At 64.3% G+C, this 18161-nt stretch carries 15 protein-coding genes; 7 read left to right on the forward strand and 8 right to left on the reverse strand.

Annotated elements, in window-relative coordinates; translation table 11 throughout:
• Positions 1 to 75 precede the first annotated feature (75 nt).
• Positions 76 to 864 carry a substrate-binding periplasmic protein gene (locus ACK4OE_RS16710; protein WP_409886218.1) on the reverse strand — a complete coding sequence of 263 codons (789 nt, stop codon included), beginning with the start codon at positions 862 to 864 and terminating at the stop codon, positions 76 to 78.
• A 172-nt stretch (positions 865 to 1036) separates the two neighbouring features.
• Here ACK4OE_RS16710 and ACK4OE_RS16715 point away from each other — a divergent pair, with 172 nt between their 5' ends.
• Entirely contained in the window at positions 1037 to 3451 is a 2415-nt protein-coding gene (locus ACK4OE_RS16715) for a putative bifunctional diguanylate cyclase/phosphodiesterase (RefSeq protein WP_409886220.1), read from the forward strand.
• 29 nt (positions 3452 to 3480) lie between these two features.
• Here ACK4OE_RS16715 and ACK4OE_RS16720 read toward each other — a convergent pair whose 3' ends face one another.
• The 4 genes from ACK4OE_RS16720 to ACK4OE_RS16735 all read right to left on the reverse strand — a co-directional run bounded on the left by ACK4OE_RS16720 (position 3481) and on the right by ACK4OE_RS16735 (position 6373).
• Complete coding sequence (locus tag ACK4OE_RS16720) at positions 3481 to 4389, reverse strand: pirin family protein (protein WP_409886222.1); 909 nt, start codon at positions 4387 to 4389, stop codon at positions 3481 to 3483.
• Positions 4390 to 4534: 145 nt separating this feature from the next.
• Complete coding sequence (locus ACK4OE_RS16725) at positions 4535 to 5089, reverse strand: flavodoxin family protein (RefSeq protein ID WP_409886224.1); 555 nt, start codon at positions 5087 to 5089, stop codon at positions 4535 to 4537.
• 112 nt (positions 5090 to 5201) lie between these two features.
• Entirely contained in the window at positions 5202 to 5615 is a 414-nt protein-coding gene (locus ACK4OE_RS16730; RefSeq protein ID WP_409886226.1) for a DoxX family protein, read from the reverse strand.
• 56 nt (positions 5616 to 5671) lie between these two features.
• Positions 5672 to 6373 carry a pirin family protein gene (locus ACK4OE_RS16735; RefSeq protein WP_409886228.1) on the reverse strand — a complete coding sequence of 234 codons (702 nt, stop codon included), beginning with the start codon at positions 6371 to 6373 and terminating at the stop codon, positions 5672 to 5674.
• Positions 6374 to 6478: 105 nt separating this feature from the next.
• On the opposite strand from ACK4OE_RS16735, the gene ACK4OE_RS16740 reads away from it, so the two are divergent.
• The 5 genes from ACK4OE_RS16740 (at position 6479) to ACK4OE_RS16760 (ending at position 11496) form a co-directional block, all read left to right on the forward strand.
• Positions 6479 to 7417 (forward strand): LysR family transcriptional regulator, encoded by a 939-nt coding sequence (locus ACK4OE_RS16740; RefSeq protein ID WP_409886230.1) that lies wholly within the window; start codon positions 6479 to 6481, stop codon positions 7415 to 7417.
• A gap of 97 nt (positions 7418 to 7514) precedes the next feature.
• Complete coding sequence (locus ACK4OE_RS16745) at positions 7515 to 8651, forward strand: NAD(P)/FAD-dependent oxidoreductase (protein WP_409886231.1); 1137 nt, start codon at positions 7515 to 7517, stop codon at positions 8649 to 8651.
• The gene (gluQRS, locus tag ACK4OE_RS16750) at positions 8648 to 9652 is read left to right on the forward strand and encodes a tRNA glutamyl-Q(34) synthetase GluQRS (RefSeq protein ID WP_409886233.1); all 1005 of its coding nucleotides are present in this window, start codon (positions 8648 to 8650) and stop codon (positions 9650 to 9652) included. The genes ACK4OE_RS16745 and gluQRS overlap by 4 nt, the downstream gene beginning before the upstream one ends.
• Entirely contained in the window at positions 9649 to 10407 is a 759-nt protein-coding gene (gene trmB / locus ACK4OE_RS16755) for a tRNA (guanosine(46)-N7)-methyltransferase TrmB (RefSeq protein ID WP_409886235.1), read from the forward strand. The genes gluQRS and trmB overlap by 4 nt, the downstream gene beginning before the upstream one ends.
• Before the next feature lie 39 nt (positions 10408 to 10446).
• Positions 10447 to 11496 carry a GGDEF domain-containing protein gene (locus tag ACK4OE_RS16760; RefSeq protein WP_409886237.1) on the forward strand — a complete coding sequence of 350 codons (1050 nt, stop codon included), beginning with the start codon at positions 10447 to 10449 and terminating at the stop codon, positions 11494 to 11496.
• Between the two features lie 88 nt (positions 11497 to 11584).
• Here ACK4OE_RS16760 and ACK4OE_RS16765 read toward each other — a convergent pair whose 3' ends face one another.
• The 3 genes from ACK4OE_RS16765 to alaS form a co-directional block, all read right to left on the reverse strand.
• Positions 11585 to 13483 (reverse strand): HD-GYP domain-containing protein, encoded by a 1899-nt coding sequence (locus ACK4OE_RS16765; protein WP_409886239.1) that lies wholly within the window; start codon positions 13481 to 13483, stop codon positions 11585 to 11587.
• Complete coding sequence (locus ACK4OE_RS16770; RefSeq protein WP_409886241.1) at positions 13396 to 14553, reverse strand: hypothetical protein; 1158 nt, start codon at positions 14551 to 14553, stop codon at positions 13396 to 13398. The genes ACK4OE_RS16765 and ACK4OE_RS16770 overlap by 88 nt, the downstream gene beginning before the upstream one ends.
• A gap of 110 nt (positions 14554 to 14663) precedes the next feature.
• A complete protein-coding gene (gene alaS, locus ACK4OE_RS16775) occupies positions 14664 to 17291 on the reverse strand; it encodes an alanine--tRNA ligase (RefSeq protein WP_409886243.1) in 2628 nt (875 codons plus the stop codon).
• A 281-nt stretch (positions 17292 to 17572) separates the two neighbouring features.
• Here alaS and ACK4OE_RS16780 point away from each other — a divergent pair.
• The coding region (locus ACK4OE_RS16780) for a dihydrodipicolinate synthase family protein (RefSeq protein WP_409886245.1) at positions 17573 to 18161 on the forward strand (589 nt) is incomplete at its 3' end.

The following is an 18161-nucleotide window of genomic DNA, read 5'->3' on the forward strand; positions in this document are numbered from 1 at the left end:
ACTAAATAAATAGCTACAAAGGCATACCCATCAAGCCACAATGGCCATTTCGGCCTGAATTTTCACCCTGTTTCTTCAGCCCCCCTGCAGCGCCTGCGCCAGATCGGCGGCGCAGGGCTGCTGCTGCAGGATCTGGCCGTACTCCCCCGACTGGCGCAGCGCTTTCAGCCCCCGGTTGAAGGCCTCCATGCGCTTGGCGCTGGCGGGCAGCGTCTCGCTCATCATCAGGTGGGTCGTGAAGTCGGGCACAAACAGCTTGGGGTGCGCCCGCACGCGGCGCGCCTGCTCGACGGTGAACTTGGCGCCCAAGAGGTCGCAGGCCACGTTGCGGTCCAGCGGTACCACATCCACACGGCCCGCCAGCAATTTGTTGAGGTTGCTCATATCGTCGGGCGCCACGTCTGCACGCAGGGTACCGTCCTTCACCATGCGCCAGAACGTGGGTGTGTAGCTGTAGTCGGCAACCACACCAATGCGCAGGCCCGCCAGGTCCTGCAGGCTGCTCCAAGTGAAGTTCCGGTCGCTGCGGTAGAGGATTTGCCACTGCTCGGTCAGTACGTTGTCGCTGACCAGAAACCCCTTGTCGCGCTCGGCATTTCGGCCCCAGGCAGCAGTAGCATCCCACTTGCCATCGCGCGTCTCCACCAGGGCCCGAGTCCAGGGCAAGAAGACATATTCCACCTGTACCCCGGCCTTGGCAAAGGCCTGGCGCACGATGTGCAGGGACATCCCCTGGTCGGCCCGCGCCGAGCTGGCATAGGGAGGCAACTCGCCGGTGGCGATGCGCAGCGTTTCGGCATGCGCAGCAGAGCCAAAAGCACTAGCCAGCAGCAGCCCCCAGAACAGGCAAAGATGGCGTCGCATGGTGAGTTCCCTTTTCCGGCAACGGAGGAAAACAACGTTACCACCTGTGTGAGTTGTGTCAACTTCCGTACGCCCACATAATCAACCAACCCCGCTGGCAAGATGTTTGCTTGCGCTCCCTGCAGTCCGACCGTTTAGTCCTGGCGTTTCTTATTTTGAGCCCTCACGGCCCATGCGTTTGCTCCACCCCTCGTCGCTGACCTCCAAGACCCTGGCCTGGGTGGTTGTGGCTAGCTTGGTGGCATTCGCCGCCATCACTGGGGTGACTGTGTGGCAAGAAAGAGCCCGGCTGCTGGAGAGGGCGCACGAGCAGGCCCAGCGCAGCGTGCAACAAAACCTGCCAGCGCTCAGCGACAGCCTGTGGAACTTCAACAACGCCAGTTTGCGCGCCTTACTCACAGGTATGGTGGGCGAAGGCGCCATCGTGCGGGCCGACGTTCTGGACGGAGACCGGACGCTGATGACGGTGTCGCGCCCCGGCGAGGTCCCAACCATCGACAGCACATGGACCCAACCCATCGCCGACCCCACCCGCACGGGCCCGGACCGGCCCCAGCTGGGCGAGATCCGTGTGTACGAGTCCTATGCCGCCCTGCGTGCGCAGCAGGCCGAGACCGCGTGGCGCATCGCCATAGCCCAGCTGCTGCAGATCGCCAGCATCGCCGCCATGCTGGTCGTCATCGTGCGCTGGCTCATCATGCGACACCTGTCAGCCCTGGCGCGGGCCGTCACCGGGCTAGACCCCCTGGACCACCAGGACCGCATCCGCCTGCAGCGCCGGGCCAGCAGCGCACAGCCTGACGAGCTGGATGCGCTGGTCGATGCCCTTAACCGCTTCCACACAGAGCGCGCCACCGAAGCGAGGCTGCGCCTTCAGGCCGAACACGCGCTGCGAGCGCGCGTGCAGGAGATCGAGGCCACGCTGGGCGCGCTCAGCGACGGTGTGCTGGCCCTCAACGGTGCGGGCGAGGTGGCCTACGCCAACGGTGCGGCGGCGCGTCTGCTAGGCGTTGCCGAGCCAGCCCTGCAAGGGCAGCCCTGGCACAACCTGCTGACGCTGCTGGACGAAGCCACTGGCGAGCCGCGCGGCGAATGGCTGGAACAGGCCCGCCAATCCGGAAAGTCACAGCGCGTGCGTGGCGAGCTGCGCATTGCACCGGCACACGCACGGGCCTTTGTGGCCGAACTCAACGCCGTGCTCCTCCACAACCCGGGAGACGTGGTGCTGCTGCTGGTGCTGCGCGACATCTCCGAAGAGATCGACAAAGAGCGGCAGATCGTCTTCCAGGCCTTCCACGACCCGCTCACAGGCCTCGGTAACCGCTCCAAGCTGGCACGCGACCTGCCGCAGGACTTGGCCCGCTCGCGAGAGGCCCAGGGCCGCCTGGCCCTGCTGTTCATAGACCTGGACAACTTCAAGGACATCAACGACACGCTGGGGCATCAGGTGGGAGACCTGCTCCTGCGCCAGCTGGCGCTGCGCCTGCAAGCCACCGTGATGCCCCAGGCCTGGGTCACGCGCCATGGTGGCGACGAGTTTCTGGTGGTGCTGCCACAGCTGGAGAGCGACGAACATGCCATTGCGCTGGCACAGGACCTGATGAACCAGATCCGTCGCCCGTTCGCCCTGGAGGGCTACCAGCTGCACGTCACGCCCTCGGTGGGCATCAGCTTCTTCCCCGACCACGGCAATACTCCGGCCGAACTGGTAAGCCGCGCGGACATGGCCATGTATGCCGCCAAGAAGCTCGGGCGCAACACCTACTGTGTCTTTGACGACCGGCAGTTGCAGGAGTCGTCGCGGCGGCTGAGCGTAGAGAACGGCCTGCGCACCGCGCTGGCCCAGGGCGAGTTCTGGCTGGCCTATCAGCCCAAGGTGGACCTGGCGACTGGCCGGGTGGTGGGAGCGGAAGCCCTATTGCGCTGGGAGAGCCAGCAGCTAGGCCGCATCCCGCCCGCCAGCTTCATCCCCATTGCAGAAGAAAGCGGCCTCATCATTGACATCGGCGACTGGGTGCTGCGCGAAGCTATCGCCGCTGCGCGGCGCTGGCGCGACATGCTGGGCACCGAAATGCCTGTGGCGGTGAACGTCGCGGCAGCGCAGTTCCGCAGCCCGCGCCTGCTGCAGACGCTGCGCGCCATTGCCACAGAAGACCGCGACATCCCGCGCCTGATCCAGCTCGAAGTGACCGAAAGCGCGCTGATCAGCGGGCTGGAGGACGTGACCGGCAAGTTCATCGCGATCAAGGAACTGGGCTACAGCATTGCCATCGACGACTTCGGGACCGGGTACTCATCTCTGTCGTACCTGAAGAACCTGCCGGTGGATACGCTCAAGATCGACCAGGCCTTCATCCGCGACTTGCACCGTAGCACGCAGGACGTGACCATCGTCACGGCCGTGGTGCGCATGGGCCAGAGCCTGGGTTTTGCCATCGTGGCCGAAGGGGTGGAAGAGGCCCGCCATGTGCAGATCCTGCAGGAGCTAGGCTGCGACCAAGGGCAGGGCTACCACTTCAGCCGCCCCGTGCCCGAAGCGGAGTTGATCCCCCTGCTCCGGCAGGGGTGTGGCACGGTCAAGGCCTGAAGCTTGAAAAGCGCTGACCGCAGGCGGTTTCAGTCCGCCTTGAATCGCTGACGCGGCAGCGGGATGAACTCCGTCTCGCCCGGCACCAGGTCAAACCGCTGCGCCTCCCAGTCTTGCGCCGCCTGTACGATGCGCTCCTTGCGGCTGGAGACAAAATTCCACCACATGTGGCGCGGTGCATCCAGCGCATCGCCACCAATCACCATGAGCCGGACCGCCGCATCGGCCGGGCCCGCCAAGTGCATGCCCGACCCGGGCTCCACCACGCCCAGCAACTGCGCGTCCAGCGGCTGGCCGTTGAGCTGCACAGTCTGGTCCACGGCGTAAACGGCCATTTCCTGCGCCAGCGCCGGGATCTCCAGCACGGCACCCGCGGACAGTTGCACATCGAGGTACAGCGTGGGCAACAAGGTGGCCACCGGCGAGGTATGGCCAAAGGCCGTGCCAATGAGCACACGCACGGTGGCGCCCGCAACGCGATCGACACCGGCCACATGCACCTCGGGAATGTCCGCAGCAGGCGTGTGCACAAAAGACGGATTCGCCTCTTCATGCGCCACCGGTAAAGCCGTCCACAGCTGGATGCCATGGTTTACATAGGACTGATTTGCCAGGCTTTCGGGGCGTCGCTCGGAATGCACGATGCCCCTGCCCGCCGTCATCCAGTTGATGGCGCCAGGCTCGATCTGCTGCAAGCAGCCCAGGCTGTCGCGGTGCATGATGGCGCCAGAGAACAGATAGGTCACCGTGGCCATGCCAATGTGCGGATGGGGCCGTACATCGTGGCTGTCGCCCGGCAACACAGTCACCGGACCAAAGTGGTCGAAGAACAGGAATGGCCCCACGGCCTTGCGCTGCACGGCGGGCAGCAGGCGGCGCACGATGAAGCCGCCGCCCAGGTCCTTGGCGTGGCCCGCCAGTCGCAATGCGGCTTTCATGACGACGCTCCCACGATGGCTCGAAGAGCAGCGGGTCGGGGCCAGTGATTCATGGGGCGACTCCTGAGCGAACAGACAGACAAATAGACAGACCGGCAGGACGCAGGGGAGCGACTAGCGGAGCAACCGCGCCAGCCTACCAGTTTCAACTGCCCATCTTTGCGGCGATGTCCGCCACGCGCTGGCCAAACTGCTTGGCAGTCTCCAGGTCGCCGGGGAACATCTCTGCGGCCGAAGCGTCGGACGGCGACTGCGACATGGCGCCACTGAACGAACCCATCCAGTTCACATCGTTACGGGTAGCTGCCTTGGAGTTGGCGGGCATCATGCCGTTGCCCACCCAGATACCGCCATGCTGCATGGCCAGATGGAACAGATAGTCCAGAGTGACCTGCTTGTCGCCATTGATGCTGGCGCTGTTGGTGAAGCCGGCAAACAGCTTGTTCTTCCAGGCCTGGCTGAACCAGGGCTTGGACGAGGCGTCGGCAAATTTCTTGAACTGCCAGCTGGGGCCGGCCATGTACGTGGGCGAGCCAAAGATGATGGCGCTGGCGCCGGCCAGGACCTCCCAGCCGCCTTCGGCCAGGTTGCCTTCGGCATCGATGGCGATCAACTGGGCGCCCGCGCCGTCTGCCACGGCCTGCGCCAGGCGCTGCGTGTGACCGTAACCCGAGTGGTAAACAACTGCGATGTGTGCCATGAAATAACTCCTGTTGAAACGATGGGGACTGACGAAAATCCGATTGAACGCCAGTAACAGCAGTCTTGCCGCCACCGGGTTATTTGCGACTGCTGGGGGCCAGGGGGATGGATCAGCGGCCAGACCGGCGTGCGTCCACGCTCCAGGCGCCCGCACCAAACGCTGCCAGGGCCAGAAGGCCACCGGTCACACCCACGTTCTTGAAGAACATGAGCTGCTGCATCATTTGCTGGCCGGCCGGCAGGCCCCAGTAGGCATGAAAGAAGAAGCTCGCCACCAGCGTGAAGAACGCCAGCGCCAGGGCAGCAAAACGCGTTCCAAAACCAAAGATCAATGCCAGGCTACCCAGCACTTCGACCGCCGCAGCGACTGCAGCTGCCACGGTGGGCATGGGCATGCCCACGGAGGTGATGTAGCCCACGGTGCCGGCAAAGCCGGTGATTTTGCTGATGCCCGCGGGCAGGAACAAGGCAGCCAGCAGCAGGCGGGACGCCAGGGCCAGCGGGTTTTGCAGGGATGTGAACATGGTGAGTACTCTGGGGTAAAAGTGAATTTAAAACGGATCGTCAAAAACGTAGAAGGTCAGGCGGCCAGGTCAAATACCAGCACCTCGGCGTCGTGGCCATCGGTCAACGACAAGGTGGACTCCTTTTCCAGCAGCGCCGCATCGCCTGCAGACAGTGCGTTGCCGTTGACCGAAAGAGCGCCGCGCACCAGGTGCACATAGGTCTTGCGCGCAGGGTTCAGTGCCAGGGTGACGGACTCTTGCGCGTTGAGCAGGCCTGCATACAGCGCAGCATCTGCATGCAGCTTGACGGAGCCCTGCGCGCCGTCGGGCGAAGCCACCAGGCGCAGGGCTCCTCGCTTTTCAGCGTCGGCAAAGGTCTTTTGCTCGTAGCTCGGTGGGATGCCCCGCACATTGGGCTCGATCCAGATCTGCAGAAAATGAGTGGTCTGGCCTTCTGCGTGGTTGAACTCACTGTGCTGCACGCCGGTGCCCGCGCTCATGCGCTGCACGTCGCCAGGCGGGATGCCTTTGACGTTGCCCATGCTGTCTTTGTGGGCCAGTTCGCCCGACAGCACGTAGCTGATGATTTCCATGTCGCGGTGGCCATGGGTGCCAAAACCGGTGCCGGGCGCAATGCGGTCTTCGTTGATAACCCGCAGGTTGCCAAAACCCATGTGGGCCGGGTCGTAATAACCCGCAAACGAGAAGCTGTGGAAGGAATTGAGCCAGCCATGGTCGGCGTGGCCCCGGTCTTGTGATTTGCGAACAGTCAGCATGTCTATGGCTCCTTTGAAGACTTGACTGTAGGACTGCAGTGCGACCCGCAGAGGCTGATGAATTGATGGCAATGTTCAAATAATCTGAATTAATATGGCGCCACCATGCAAAATGCACGCGATGTTCTGACCCCTGATGCGTTAGCCATGCTGCAGGTGATTGCCGAGGAGGGCAGCTTTGCCGCCGCCGCGCGCCGACTGGGCCTGGTGCCCAGCGCACTCACCTACCGCGTGCGCCAGATTGAAGACGCGCTCGATGTGCTGTTGTTTGACCGCAGCGCCCGCCAGGCCCGCCCCACCGAGGCCGGTGCAGAACTGCTGCGTGAAGGCGCCCGCCTGCTGCAGGACGTCGACGCCGTGGCCCACCGCGTGCGCCGCGTGGCCACGGGCTGGGAGCCGCAGCTCACGCTCTCTATCGACGGAATCATCTCGCCGCACACCATGCTGGAACTGGTGGATGCGTTCTATGCAATGCAGCCCCCCACGCGCCTCAAGCTGCGCGACGGCATCATGACCGGCACGCTGGAGGCACTGACCTCGGGCCGTGCCGACCTGGCCATTGGCGTGGCGGTGGCGGGCAACAACGTGGCGGGCCTGCAGCAGAGTACTCTGGGCGATGTGTTGTTCATCTACGTGGTCGCACCCCACCACCCGCTGGCCAGCGCAACCGAGCCCATTACCGATGCCATGCTGCTCGAACACCGCGCTGTGGCCGTGGCCGACTCCGCCACCCGCGGCGGCGCCACCATGGGTCTGCTGGGCGGGCAGGACGTATTGACCGTGGACACCATGCAGGCCAAAGTGCGTGTGCAGTTGCGCGGCCTGGGCGGTGGGTTTCTGCCTGAACCCATGGTGCGCCCGTATCTAGAGGCTGGCCGCCTGGTGGAGCGCCGCGTGACCCGGCCCGAGCGCAACGTGCGTGTGCACTACGCGTGGGGCGGCCCAGGCTTTACAGCACCAGGCCGGGCACTGCAATGGTGGCTGAACCAGCTGCAAAGCCCCACGACACGCCGCGCTCTGCTGGAAAACCACCATCATTTCTGACCCCGATCAACCGCATCCAGCCCTGCAGCGCGTGTAGAGTGGTCCCTGTTGGTTTTGTATTGCATCTCGCTTGCCGACCGTCACCGAAAGGCCTTCCATGAGCAAACCCGATCCCCTCCCCGCCAAACGGCTCCGACGCACTAACACCCTGGCACCCGCGGCGGCCCCGGCAGCGCCCAAGGCGCTTTCAGGCAAGCCACAGCGCCATTACGCCATCATCGGTGCGGGCATGGCGGGCATTGCCTGCGCGCGCACCCTTGTGCAAGCCGGTCACCGCGTCACGGTGTTTGAAAAATCCTCCCAGGCTGGCGGCCGCACGGCCACCATCGACAGCCCCTTTGGCAGCTTTGATGCGGGCGCCCAATATTTCACCGTGCGCGACCCGCGTTTTGCCCGCGCCATCGACACAGTGCCCGGCGTCTGCAAACGCTGGAGCGCAAATTCGGTGCAGGTGCTAGACGCCGCAGGGCGCGTAGCCGCCGCTGGCCTACCCCACCGCGAAGCGCACTGGGTGGCGAGCCCGGGCATGCAATCCCTGGTTACCACCTGGGCCGACCCCCTGGTCAAGGCCGGCCAGCTCATGACCAACACACGTGTCACGCGCATCGAACGCGATTCTGTCAACGCCGACGGCTGGCAGTTGCGCACTGAAGGGCCCGCGGGCACCCAGCATGTCTACGCTGGTTTTGACGCGGTACTGCTGGCCCAGCCGTCGGTGCCTGCGCAGGCACTGATCTCCACCTCGGGGCTGGACACCTCGTTGACCGACGCGCTCTCCACCGTCGCCATCGCCCCGTGCTGGACACTGATGCTGGCCTACCCCCACGCCGTGCGCCCAGGTCTTACTACGCTGGGACCACAGTGGAACGCTGCACGCAGCACCCACCACCGCATTGCGTGGCTGGCACGCGAATCATCCAAACCCGGCCGCAGCCTGGTCGAACGCTGGACCATCCAGGCCAGCCCCGCCTGGTCCGCAGAACACCTGGAAGACGATGAAGCCCGCGTTCAGGCCAAGCTGATCAAGGCATTTGCCGAGGTCACCGGCATCCGCGCAGAGCCATCGCATGCCGACACCCGCCGCTGGCGCTACGCGCAGACCACCCACCCCCTGGGCAAGAGCCACCTGTGGGACGCCAGTACAGGCCTGGGCGCCTGCGGCGACTGGTGCCTCGGCCACCGGCTGGAAGATGCGTTTGTGTCGGGGCTGGAACTGGCACTCGCGGTGGCATGACAACCGGCGTGGGCACCGCGCCGCGTTCGCCGGACTTGCCGCGTTACAGAGGGCGGTTTGCGCCCTCCCCCACGGGCCCGCTGCATGCGGGCTCGTTGGTTGCAGCCCTTGCCAGCTGGCTGGACGCGAGGGCGCACGACGGCCAGTGGCTGGTGCGCATCGAGGACGTGGACACCCCGCGCTGCGTGCCGGGCGCAGCGGATTTCATCCTGCAGCAGCTGGCTGCCTGTGGTTTGGTGCCCGACGCGCCTCCTCAATGGCAATCTGCCCGGGGCGCTCTGTACCAGAGGGCGCTGGACGAGCTGGTAAGCCAGGGCCATGCCTACCCCTGTGCCTGCTCGCGCAAAGACGTTGAAGACGCCCAAGCCGCCTTGGGCCATGCGCGAGAGCGCCATGCGGCACTGCCCTACCCCGGCACCTGCCGCCGGGGCCTGCACGGTCGCCCGGGGCGGTCCTGGCGGTTCAATGCGACAGATTTCAAGCAAAAACAGGCTCTAGCGCTTGATATTCAAGCGCTAGAAGCTACAACTTTAATAGCAATTAATTTGCTGCACTGGCAGGACAGGCGCCTGGGCCTGCAGCAGCAGGACGTAGCCAGCGCCGTGGGCGACTTTGTGTTGCGCCGCGCTGATGAGCTATGGGCGTACCAGTTGGCCGTGGTGGTGGACGATGCCAACCAAGGCATCACCGACGTGGTGCGCGGTGCGGACCTTGCCGACAATACCCCGCGCCAGATCCTGTTGCAGCAAGCACTGGGGGTGCCCACGCCCCGCTACCTGCACACACCCCTGGTATATGGCGACAACGGCGAGAAACTGTCCAAACAGAATGGCGCCCAGGCCCTAGACTTGCGCGACCCCGCACATGCACTGTCTGCCTTGGCACGGGCAGCAAGCGTGCTGGGGTTAACACCGCTGGCACATCCAAACAACAATTGCATCCCTGATGCGTTGGCACTATGGGTTGCGGCGTGGCGACGAAACTACAATGGCCCATCGTGACCGAACTGACCACTGCACCCGTACCCCTCAGCGCTGCGCCCACTGCAGCCCTCCGCGCACCCGGCGAAGTCCCCGCGGGCGTCACCCATCCCAAAACAATCAAGAGCTTTGTGCGCCGCGCAGGCCGCACTACCACTGGCCAGGCCAAGGCGTTTGAAGACCTTGGCCCCCGCTTTGTACTGCCCTACGCCCCGGCCCCGCTGGATGCTGCCGCAACGTTTGGCCGCACGGCCCCGCTGGTGCTAGAGATCGGTTTTGGCATGGGTGAGGCCACAGCCCACATCGCCCGCGTGCGGCCCGACGACAACTTTCTGTGCTGCGAGGTCCATGAGCCCGGTGTGGGCGCACTGCTCAAGCGCATTGGCGAGCAGAACCTGACCAACATCCGGATCCTGCAGCACGATGCGGTAGAGGTCATCGACCACATGCTGCCCGAGGGAATCCTGGACGGCGTGCACATCTTCTTTCCGGACCCCTGGCACAAGACAAAACACAACAAGCGGCGCCTCATCCAGCCGCCGCTGGTGGCCAAGCTGGCCGCCCGCCTCAAGCCCGGTGGCTACCTGCATTGCGCCACCGACTGGCAACCCTACGCAGAGCAGATGCTGCAGGTACTGAGCGCCGAGCCTTTGCTGCAGAACACCGCCTCCGGCTTTGCACCACAGCCCGACTACCGCCCCCTGACCAAGTTCGAAAACCGCGGTTTACGGTTGGGACATGGGGTGTGGGATGTCGTGTTTGTCCGCCGCAATTAACCCTACGACATGCCCCGAACGGCTCGCCGTACACCGCCCATGAAACCTATCCTGCAAAACCTGGTTGAGATGACTGGCCACCGCGATCATCTGCGGTTGGAGGTATCGGTGTTGTCCACGCTGCAAAAGCTCAGCAGCATCATCGAGGTGCGGGCGCTGGAGCTGTTCACGGATGGGGGAGTGCCCTATGTGCGCCCACGCACCTGGATCGAAGACGGCCAGCTGGTTTCCACCGACTCGGAAGCCGCCGCCGACCCCCGGCGCGAAACGCTGGACCATTACCCTGCCCTCCGCGTGTGCGTGGAAGATCACAGCGACAGCGCACTGGCGTCACCACGCAAGGGCCGCTATGTGCTGTGGCTGCCCGTGTGGATGCACGACAAGGTCAGCACCTGCCTCGAAATTACGCAATCGCGCCCGTTCTCGGCCCACAAGCTGGATGTGCTCAAGGGCGTGTTTCAGGTCTACCAGAACTACCAAAGCCTGCTGGACTACAGCGAGCGTGATGCGCTGACGGGCTTGTTCAACCGCAAGACCTTCGACGAACAGTTTTCCCGTCACACCATGAATGGCCTGGGCGGGCGGACAGCCGCAGTGACCGAGTCCTTTGCCAACGAAGACGGTGCCGGTTCGTCGGAGCCCGTGTTGCAGTGGTTGGCCGTGGTGGACATCGACCATTTCAAGCAGGTCAACGACCGTTTTGGGCATCTGTATGGCGACGAGGTGCTGATTTTGATCGCCAACATCCTGCGCAGCTCGTTCCGCAGCCATGACCGTATCTTCCGGTTCGGGGGCGAAGAGTTTGTGGTACTGCTGCGCTCCACCACACTCAGCACTGCCCACAAGGTGTTCAACCGCTTCCGCCAGGCGGTGCAGGACTACAACTTCCCGCAGGTCGGGCAGGTCACCGTGAGCCTGGGGTTCGTATGCACCTCAAAGGGCGCCCCGGTGGAAATCCTGGGCCAGGCTGATCAAGCCCTGTACTACGCTAAAGAACACGGCCGCAACCAAGTGTGCTTCTATGACGACTTGGTGGCCGGAGGCCACTTGGCGGCCAAGGTGGCCAACGACGACGTCGAGTTGTTCTGAAACCCGCGTTCACACCTTTGGCTGGTGCGCAAAGAAGCGGAATATTTTGAGCAGGCCCGACAGCCTTCCCCACCCACACCCACACCCATCAGTCCAACATTCCCAGGATCGCATCCACGTCCACGGCATCGCGCTGTGTCATCGGCAAGAACTGCTCCGCATAGTCACGCCACACCCCGCTGGTAAGAAAGAAGCGGAACACTTCCGCGTCGATGTGCCGGTCGCTCACCATGTGGGCCATGATCTTGAGTGACACGGACAAGGTCTTGGGCGGCTTGTACGGCCGGTCAGACGCCGTCAGCGCCTCAAAAATGTCTGCCAGGGTCATCACGCGGTCCGCCAACGTCAGGTCTGAGGCCTTCAGGCGCCGGGGGTAGCCTGTGCCGTCCAGCTTTTCGTGGTGCGACCCGGCAATGGACGGGACACGTGCCAGGTGCGGCGGAAACGGCAGGCCGCTGAGCATGACGATGGTCTGCACGATGTGGTCGTTGATCTTGAAACGGTCTTCGGCCGTGAGCATGCCGCGGCGTATCGACAGGTTGTGCAGCTCACCCAGGTGCGCCTCCTGGGGCGGCAGCACCATGTCAAAACCCCAGCGATTGGCTGGGTTGCCCGCTTCTACCGGTGGCTTGCGTGCGCTCCAGGGAACGATGTGCTCAGGCCGGTCTGCCAGCAGGGGTTCATTGGCGGGTGTCGGGCGTGTCGGCACCCTGGCCAGTCGCGCCATCTCGGCTTGCGAAAGGCCCAAACGGTCATCAAAGTGCCGCTGCCACACTTGCCGACCGATGGTGGCAAGCCGCTGCACATCGGCATCGGCCATGAACTCGCCGCCCACATTGCTGCGGGCGACAAAGGCAAAGTCGTCCTGCAGTTGCTCGCGGCGCTCCAGCAGCTCGCGCTGCAAGCGCACCGGGTCAACCCCCGCCACCTGCTGCTTCCAGTAGTCCAGCTCTGCATCGCGCCACAGCACTTCAAAACGCATGCGTACCTCGTGGATGCGGTTGTAGAGCGCTTCGAGCTTGGTGGCCTTGTCGATGATGTGCTCGGGGCTGGTGACCTTGCCGCAGTCGTGCAGCCAGGCACCCAGACGGAACTCATACCGCTCGGCATCGGTCATGGCCACCTGGGCAAACGGGCCCTCTGTGGCATCGCACAAGCGCTGCATCAGCGATTCGGCCAGTTGCGGAACGCGCTCGCAATGACCGCCGGTATAGGGACTCTTGGCATCGATCGCATCGGCCAGCAGGCGAATGACAGCGTCGAACAGCTTCTTTTGCCCCTCGATGAGGCCGCGCGTCTCGATCGCCACCGACAGCGTGCCCGAGAGTTTCTCGACAAACGCCCGAAAGTGCACATCGTCCTGCAGGTGGTCTGCCACATAGCGCAGTACCAGCAACCCGAGCGGCTGGCCGTCGCGGGTGCGCAGTTGCGCGCGCAGCACGCGCTGGGGCTGCGCATCTGCAGGGTCGTCACCGCTGTCGCCCTCCTGCGGCTCCGTATGGTTGATGAAATGAATCATGCCCAGGTGGTCGGGGTAGCGCGGCTGGTGCTCGGGGTCTTCGCAGTAGCGGGCCGTGCGCAGCAACCCGGTGCGCTGCGGCTCCACCAGGTACACCGCACCCCCCGTGCAACTGGTGGCCCGCACCAGCTCGTACAACACGCTCGACAGCATCAGGTCCAGCCGCGATTCGGCGCTGATGTGGTGGGTGATGTGCAAAAACTCCTGGATGGTGTCGGACATGCGGTCCATCACCTGCCCCAGCTCGCGTACCTCGCGAATGGGGGACACGCGGCGGGCAGGCCGCCGAAAATCGAACCGTGCCAGCGCCTGCGCCTGGGCAGACAACCCGAACAGGCTGCGCCCCACACGCCGCCCGGCCATCCAGCCGAACGGCAGCATCAGCCCGATGAGCGCCACCGACAGCCATACCTGGCGCTGCAGGTTGTCGTTGACCGCCGCCAGCAGCTCCCGGGTCGGTATCGCCATGAAGATGCGCAGCCCCCGCCAACGCACGGATTCGAGGGGCAGCACCTTGGCCAGCCACTCCTCACCACCTGCTGTGAACCGGTGCGCCTGCCCTGTTTCAAGCCCTGCTCTTGCATGGCCTGCAAGCTGGGAACGCCCAGGTCCGCCAGCGCGCGCAGGCGCAGGCTGCCCTGTCCTGCGGCCTCGCTCACGAGCACGCGCGACATATCGGGATAAGCCAGCACCTTCTGGTCCGGGTCCACCACGGCGATCTCGGTACGCGGCATCAGGCGCAAGCCGCCAATCTCGCGGCCCAGGTCGGTCAGGGCCACATCCATGCCGATCACGGCACGGCCATCTTCGCTGGGCTGGCTCAGCGTCACGCCCACTTCCTGGGTGGTGAAGAACACATAGGGTGCAGTCAACACCTGCGTGTTCTTTTCGGCGGCCTCGGCGTACCACGGGCGTGGGCGCGGGTCGTAGCGGTATTCGGGGCGCACGGCAGAGTCAATCAAGCGCAGCTGTGCGTCATAGTAGTTCCAGCGCCCCACCACACCGGCCACGCCTCGTTCTCGCGACATGGCCTGCACCACAAAGGCGGCCTCGCGCGGGGCATCCATCCGCGTGCGCACGGCGGCGTCACGCAGCGGACGCACCAGCAAAAACTGGCCGTCCGGGTAGCCAATGAAAACGGCCGACAGCAGCGGGTTCTGCTCCAGCAGACGGGCCAGCACAGGCAGGCGGCGCAGCCGCGCGGGCAGATTTTGGGCGGAGGCAATGGGATCGAACGCCAGCAGGCGGATAGTGGCGTCCGCAGGGTCAACAATGCGGTGCACCCGCTCACTGATCAACTGACTGATGTGCTGCGCGTTATCGTCCGACGCCGCAATGATGGCCTGCCGGGCGCTGGTGCTGACCTGATAGACCAGCAGCACGGTGAGCAGCAGCATTGCCGACACGACAACGGAGGCGATAACCACCTCGAACGGCACCGTGATGCGCAGCCACCAGGGTAGATCGACCGCCTGCACCGATGGGGCAGGCCGCAGATCTACTTCTGGCTCAGGATGGCTGGGGCGCAGGGTGTCCATGCGCCTGAATGTAGGCGCGAAGGCGGTTCGCCGTCACGCCCTTTTTGGAGAACAAGCAGCGGTGGCAGCGGCAGCAGTGGCAAGAGCCCCGCCCGCTGCTGCCCGCTTCCTCAACCGAGTTGCTGCGTCACCCAGCCATTGACCGACGCCAAGGCGGCCGCCAACTTGGAAGCATCTGTACCACCCGCCATGGCCATGTCGGGTTTGCCGCCGCCCTTGCCACCCACTTGCTGGGCAACAAAGTTCACCAGCTCACCTGCCTTGATGCGGCCCACGCTGTCGGCGGTGACGCCCGCAGCAATCTGCACCTTGTCGCCATCCACGGCCGCCAGCACGATGGCGGCGGTCTTGAGCTTGTCCTTGAGCTTGTCCATGGTGTCGCGCAGGGTCTTGGCATCGGCGCCCGGCAGTGCGGCAGCCAATACCTTGATGCCCTTCACGTCCACGGCCTGGTTCACCAGCTCGTCGCCCTGGCTGGAGGCCAGCTTGCCCTTCAGGGCCGCCACTTCCTTCTCCAGCGCACGCGCATTGTCCAGCGCCTGGCTGATGCGACCATTGAGCTCGGCCACCGGCGCCTTGAGGGTGCTGGCGGCCTGGTTCACGGTGTCTTCCAGGTTCTGCAGATAGGCAAGCGCATTGGCGCCCGTCACGGCTTCGATGCGGCGGATGCCTGCGGCCACGCCGCCCTCGCCTACCACCTTGAACAGGCCGATGTCGCCCGTGCGCAGCACGTGCGTGCCGCCGCACAGCTCGCGGCTGGTGCCGATGTCGAGCACGCGCACGGTTTCGCCGTACTTCTCGCCAAACAGCATCATGGCACCCGTCTTCTGGGCCGATTCGATGTCCATCACCCGAGCCTGCGTGGGCTGGTTGGCCAGGATTTCTTCGTTGACGCGGCGCTCGATCTCGCGGATCTCGGCAGCGGTCACAGCGCCGTTGTGCGTGAAGTCAAACCGCGTGCGGTCGGCGTTCACCAGGCTGCCCTTTTGCTGCACATGGCTGCCCAGCACTTCGCGCAAGGCCTTGTGCATGATGTGCGTGACCGAGTGGTTGCGCACGGTGGCGGCTCGCACGGCGGTGTTCACCTCTGCCTGCACGGTGTCGCCCACGTTCAGCGTGCCCTCTTCGAGCGTGCCGTGGTGGCCAAACACGTCGGCCTTGATCTTGAGCGTGTCGCCCACCGCAAAGCGTGCCGAGCCGCTGGTGATGACGCCCTCGTCACCCACCTGGCCGCCACTTTCCGCGTAGAACGGGGTCGTATCGAGCACCACCACGCCGTTTTGACCACTTTTTAGGGCTGCAGCGCTTGTCCCATCTACGTAGATAGCTATGATTTTTGCAGTATCTGCAAGATTCTCGTAACCGGTGAACTGATTGGCGGCCCCGGTGTACTCCAGCGCCTTGTCCATCTTGAACTTGCCGGCAGCGCGGGCCTGGGCCTTTTGCTTTTCCATGGCGGTTTTGAAGCCGGCCTCGTCCACTTCCACGTCGCGCTCGCGGCACACGTCGTTGGTCAGGTCGAGCGGGAAGCCGTAGGTGTCGTGCAGCTTGAAGGCCACGTCGCCGGGCAGCACCTTGGCGCCGCCGTCCAGGGTAGCGTCCAGGATTTCCATGCCGTTGGCCAGCGTCTCGAAGAAGCGCTCTTCTTCCACCTTCAGCACGTCGGTGATGCGCTGTTCCTGCTCGCGCAGCGACGGGTAGGCATCACCCATCAGGCGCACCAGGTCGGCCACCAGCTTGTGGAAGAACGGCGTCTTTTTGCCCAGCTTGTAGCCGTGGCGGATGGCGCGGCGCACGATGCGGCGCTGCACGTAGCCACGCCCTTCGTTGCTGGGGATCACGCCGTCACTCACCAAAAACGCGGTGGCGCGGATGTGATCGGCGATCACGCGCAGGCTCTTGTTGTTGAGGTCCGTCACGCCGGTCTCACGGCCAGCGGCCTTGATGAGCGCGTCGAACAGGTCGATCTCGTAGTTGCTGTGCACGTGCTGCAGGATGGCAGCCAGGCGCTCCAGGCCCATGCCGGTGTCCACGCAGGGTGCGGGCAGCGGGGTCACGGCACCCGTCTCGTCCATGTCGAACTGCATGAACACGTTGTTCCAGATCTCGATGAAGCGGTCGCCATCTTCATCAGGGCTGCCTGGGGGGCCGCCAGGGATATGGTCGCCGTGGTCGTAGAAGATTTCGCTGCAGGGGCCGCAGGGGCCGGTGTCGGCCATCATCCAGAAGTTGTCGGACTTGTAGCGGCCACCCTTGTTGTCGCCGATGCGGATCACGCGCTCGGGCGGCAGGCCGATTTCCTTGGTCCAGATGTCGTAGGCCTCGTCATCTTCTTGGTAGACCGTGGCCAGCAGGCGCTCGGGCGGCAGCTTGTAGACCTCGGTCAGCAGTTCCCACGCCCACTTGAGCGATTCGCGCTTGAAGTAGTCGCCAAAGCTCCAGTTGCCCAGCATTTCAAAGAAGGTGTGGTGGCGCGCGGTGTAGCCCACGTTTTCCAGGTCGTTGTGCTTGCCACCCGCACGCAGGCAGGCCTGCACGGACACCGCCCGGTTGTACGAGCGCTTGTCAGTGCCCAGGAACACGTCCTTGAACTGCACCATGCCCGAGTTGGTGAACATCAGCGTGGGGTCGTTGCCGGGCACCAGAGGGCTCGACGGCACCACGGTGTGGCCCTTGGAGACGAAGAAATCCAGGAAGGACTTGCGGATGTCAGCGACAGAAAAAGTGGGAGTGCTCATGATGTTGTGGAGTGGTTGCACGCAGCAGGCATGCCGCAGGCTGCGCACCTGCGCGTTGCCTGTCGCTGCCCTATGGGGACCAACCTTTCATTATAGGTTTGCAGGCCTGGGGGCCGTGGCAGCGCCGCGACAGCGGTGGCTGGCCAAGGGTTTGCCAGATTCCAGGCCCTCCATCCCCTCCGGACAACCGATTGTCTTTGCCCAAAATTCCGCTTGTGCACTTCAAATATCTTGTTAATATATTAATAACTTCATCGCCCAACGCACCCAAGGAGCACCCTGTGAACCCACAACCCCGCTGGCAAGGCATCTTCCCCGCCATCACCACCAAGTTCCATGCCGACGAGTCCATCGACGCCGAGGGCACGGCCCGCCATATCGACTTCCAGATCCGCAACGGCATCCATGGCCTGGTGACCTGCGGCTCACTGGGCGAGGCCAGCACGCTGTCGCTGGAGGAAAAGCTCCAGGTCGCCAAGATCGCCCTTGAAGCCGCTGACGGCCGCGTACCCGTACTGGCCAACGTGTCCGAGACCAGCACCCGCGAGGCCCTGCGGTACATCGACGGAGGCAACAAACTGGGCGTGGCGGGCTACATGGTCATGCCCTCGGTGATCTACGTGGCCGACGCCCGCGAGGCCATGGCCAATGTGCGCGCCATGGCGGGTGCCGCCCAGCGCCCCCTGATGGTCTACAACAACCCTGTGGCCTACCGCGTGGACCTGAAGCCCGAGCACATGGTGGAGCTGGCCGACTGCGAGTGGATCGCCGCCATCAAGGAAAGCACCGGCGACATCCGCCGCATCACCGACCTGCGCAACACTGTGGGCGACCGCTACCAGCTCTTTTTGGGCGTGGACGACCTGGCTT

The organism is Acidovorax sp. (genome assembly GCF_046314175.1).
Lineage (GTDB): Bacteria > Pseudomonadota > Gammaproteobacteria > Burkholderiales > Burkholderiaceae_C > Acidovorax.

Bases quoted from the DNA above. Each gene is read 5' to 3' on its own strand.
- alaS (WP_409886243.1), bottom strand. From the start codon at position 17,291: ATGAGCACTCCCACTTTTTCTGTCGCTGACATCCGCAAGTCCTTCCTG.
- ACK4OE_RS16720 (WP_409886222.1), bottom strand. From the start codon at position 4,389: ATGAAAGCCGCATTGCGACTGGCGGGCCACGCCAAGGACCTGGGCGGC.
- ACK4OE_RS16740 (WP_409886230.1), top strand. From the start codon at position 6,479: ATGCAAAATGCACGCGATGTTCTGACCCCTGATGCGTTAGCCATGCTG.
- ACK4OE_RS16765 (WP_409886239.1), bottom strand. From the start codon at position 13,483: ATGGCGATACCGACCCGGGAGCTGCTGGCGGCGGTCAACGACAACCTG.
- ACK4OE_RS16725 (WP_409886224.1), bottom strand. From the start codon at position 5,089: ATGGCACACATCGCAGTTGTTTACCACTCGGGTTACGGTCACACGCAG.
- ACK4OE_RS16735 (WP_409886228.1), bottom strand. From the start codon at position 6,373: ATGCTGACTGTTCGCAAATCACAAGACCGGGGCCACGCCGACCATGGC.
- ACK4OE_RS16730 (WP_409886226.1), bottom strand. From the start codon at position 5,615: ATGTTCACATCCCTGCAAAACCCGCTGGCCCTGGCGTCCCGCCTGCTG.
- ACK4OE_RS16710 (WP_409886218.1), bottom strand. From the start codon at position 864: ATGCGACGCCATCTTTGCCTGTTCTGGGGGCTGCTGCTGGCTAGTGCT.
- gluQRS (WP_409886233.1), top strand. From the start codon at position 8,648: ATGACAACCGGCGTGGGCACCGCGCCGCGTTCGCCGGACTTGCCGCGT.
- ACK4OE_RS16770 (WP_409886241.1), bottom strand. From the start codon at position 14,553: ATGGACACCCTGCGCCCCAGCCATCCTGAGCCAGAAGTAGATCTGCGG.
- ACK4OE_RS16760 (WP_409886237.1), top strand. From the start codon at position 10,447: ATGAAACCTATCCTGCAAAACCTGGTTGAGATGACTGGCCACCGCGAT.
- ACK4OE_RS16715 (WP_409886220.1), top strand. From the start codon at position 1,037: ATGCGTTTGCTCCACCCCTCGTCGCTGACCTCCAAGACCCTGGCCTGG.
- ACK4OE_RS16745 (WP_409886231.1), top strand. From the start codon at position 7,515: ATGAGCAAACCCGATCCCCTCCCCGCCAAACGGCTCCGACGCACTAAC.